3 protein-coding genes are annotated in these 2717 nt (G+C 67.4%); all 3 read left to right on the forward strand.

Annotation, left to right across the window (positions count from 1 at the left end):
- Positions 1 to 97: 97 nt before the first annotated feature.
- Genes smpB through ACR2JI_RS13345 form a run of 3 tightly spaced genes read left to right on the forward strand, consistent with a single transcriptional unit; the run spans position 98 to position 2335 of the window.
- Positions 98 to 622 carry an SsrA-binding protein SmpB gene (gene smpB, locus ACR2JI_RS13335; RefSeq protein WP_526390683.1) on the forward strand — a complete coding sequence of 175 codons (525 nt, stop codon included), beginning with the start codon at positions 98 to 100 and terminating at the stop codon, positions 620 to 622.
- Positions 619 to 1473 (forward strand): EamA family transporter, encoded by an 855-nt coding sequence (locus tag ACR2JI_RS13340; protein WP_526390687.1) that lies wholly within the window; start codon positions 619 to 621, stop codon positions 1471 to 1473. Before smpB ends, ACR2JI_RS13340 begins: the two co-directional genes overlap by 4 nt.
- A gap of 10 nt (positions 1474 to 1483) precedes the next feature.
- Positions 1484 to 2335: a maleylpyruvate isomerase family mycothiol-dependent enzyme gene (locus ACR2JI_RS13345; RefSeq protein WP_526390685.1), complete on the forward strand. Its 852-nt coding sequence runs from the start codon at positions 1484 to 1486 to the stop codon at positions 2333 to 2335.
- Positions 2336 to 2717 lie beyond the last annotated feature (382 nt).

Here is a 2717-nt window from a genome sequence, read left to right on the forward strand (position 1 = left end):
CGTGGCGCCGTGGCTGATCGCCACCGGTGTCGCGATGGCCGCTATCACCGCCTACGTGACACTGCGCCTGTACGTGCGGAAGTAGACGCGGTCAGTCATGGTTAAAGCATCGGTGGAGCGCAAGGCGGCAGCGGCGAAGAAGGCGGGCGACGCCAAAGGCGGTAAGAAGATCATCGCCAGCAATCGCAAAGCGCGCCATGACTATTCGGTACTCGAGGTGTTCGAGGCCGGGGTGGTGCTGACCGGCACCGAGGTGAAGAGCCTGCGCGATGGTGCCGCTTCACTGGCCGACGCGTTCGCCACCGTCGACGACGGTGAGATCTGGCTGCGCAATCTGCACATTCCGGAATATCACCACGGCACCTGGACCTACCACGCCCCGCGGCGCAACCGCAAGCTGCTGCTGCACCGCAAGCAGATCGACATGCTGGTGGGCAAGATTCGCGACGGCAATCTGACCCTGGTGCCGCTGTCGATGTACTTCACCGAGGGCAAGGTCAAGGTTGAGCTGGCGCTGGCCCGCGGTAAGCAGGCCCATGACAAGCGGCAGGACATCGCCCGCCGCGATGCCCAGCGCGAGGTCGTTCGCGAACTCGGCCGCCGCAATAAGGGGATGGGCTGACCGGGATTCTGTTCGCCCTGGCGGCCGCTGGGTGCTACGGGGTGAGCGATTTCGTCGGCGGTCTGGCCTCGCGCCAGGTGGCCGCACTGCGCGTCGTTCTGGTCTCCTACCCGCTGGCGATGGTTGTCCTCGGCGTGATGGCGGCGATCGCCGGCGGCACCATCAGCGAGCCTGCGGTGCTCTGGGGTGTGCTGTGCGGGATCAGCCAGGGTCTGGGTGTGTGGTGGTTCTACGCGGCACTGGGCGCGGGCCCGATCTCGGTGGTTTCGCCGCTGACCGCGATCCTTGCGGCCGGTGTGCCACTGGTGGTCGGACTGGGATTGGGGGAGCGGCCCGGGGCGACGGCCGGGGTGGGCGCGGTGCTGGCGCTGGCGGCGGTGGTGCTGGTCAGCCGTGAGGCCACCGACGAGGACGTGCGCCCGCACCGGTTCACCCGGCGTGTTGCGTGGTTGACGGTCGGCGCGGGCCTGGCCTTCGGGTTGAACTTCGTGTTCGTCGCGCAGGCGCCGGTCGATGCGCGGCTGTGGCCGCTATTCTTCGGCAGGGTCGCCGCCACCGTGTTCGTAGTGGTGGCCGCCGCGCTGACCGGCAATCTACGGCCGCCGCAGGGTGTTCCGCTGCAGCTGGCGGTTCTGGCCGCGGTGCTCGACGTCGGGGCCAACGTGACAATGCTGTGGGCGCTGCAAGTCTCGATGCTGTCGCTGAGCAGCGTGCTGATGTCGTTGTATCCGGCGGCGACGGTGCTACTGGCGATCGTGGTGTTGCGCGAGCGGGTGACCCGCTGGCAGGCGCTGGGCATGGTGGCGGCACTGGCGGCGATCGCGCTGATTTCCACCGCCGCCGTCCACTAGCATTCGCCTCGTGTCCAACGCTGAACGTCCTCGCACCGTGCTCGACAAGAACGAGGTCCTGGAGGGGTTGTTCGCCTCCTGGGACGGGATAGCCGATCTGCTGGCCGGCCTGACCGACGAGCAGTGGCAGACTCCGAGCCCGCTGCCCGGCTGGACCGTGCACGACATCGTCGCCCATATTGCCGGGACCGAGCTGATGCTGGCCGGGGAGGCCAATCCGGAGCCCGAGGGCGACGTCACCGCACGCGAGCACGTTCGCAACGAGATCGGCGCGGTAAACGAGCGTTGGGTGGAGCAGCTGCGCACCCGGACGCCGGCGCAGATGCTGGCGATATTCCGTGACGCCACCGCCCGCCGCAAGGCGGAGTTGACCGCGATGTCCGATGCGGACTGGAACGCGGTGGGCTTCACCCCGGCCGGGCCGGACAGCCACGGGCGCTTCATGCGGGTCCGGGTGTTCGACTGCTGGATGCACGAGCACGACATCCGCCAGGCGGTCGGGTTGCCGGCCGATGAAGCGAGCATGACCGGACCCGACAGCCGGCTGGCGCTCGACGAGATGGCGGCGAGCATGGCCTTCGTGGTCGGTAAGAAGGGGCAGGCGCCGGAGGGTTCGCGGGTGCTGATCGCGTTGACCGGGCCGCTGTCCCGGTTCATCCGGGTGGCCGTCGACGGCCGCGCCGCACTGGTCGAGGATTTCGGTGACGCTGATCCAACCGCGATGATCGGGATCGACGGACTTCAGTTCACCCGGCTGGCCGGCGGCCGCCCGATGCTGGCCGACCGCTCCAAGGGTATCGATTACAGCGGTGACGTCGAGGTGGCGACGAGGATCGTCGAGAACCTCGCGTACGTCATCTAGGCAGCCATGCGATCGTCGCCAATCCGTTCCCGTCGGCGCCGATGTGTGGGACATTCCGGGCCGCGCTGAGCTGGTTTTCGGGGGTTCGAGGACTCCCCAGCCTGCGACTTTGCCGATTTCTGCGCGACACGCCGCCAGAGCGTGGAAATCCGCAGAGTCGGCGGGGGATAGGGGCGCGGAGTGGTGCGGGGATTAACCAGTGGGGTTTGTCGGTTGTAGCCCGTACCATTGGTTTATCGGCCGAGATTCTTCGGCCGGTGGTGCGAGGGGCTGAACGGTTTCGACTTCGCGCATCGAATCAAGGGAAGCGTGCCGGTGCAGGCAAGAGACCACCGTAAGCGTCATTGCAACCAATTAAGCGCCGATTCCAATCAGCGCGACT

This window comes from Mycobacterium sp., assembly GCF_051006775.1.
Taxonomy (GTDB): domain Bacteria; phylum Actinomycetota; class Actinomycetes; order Mycobacteriales; family Mycobacteriaceae; genus Mycobacterium.

Bases quoted from the DNA above. Each gene is read 5' to 3' on its own strand.
- smpB (WP_526390683.1), top strand. From the start codon at position 98: ATGGTTAAAGCATCGGTGGAGCGCAAGGCGGCAGCGGCGAAGAAGGCG.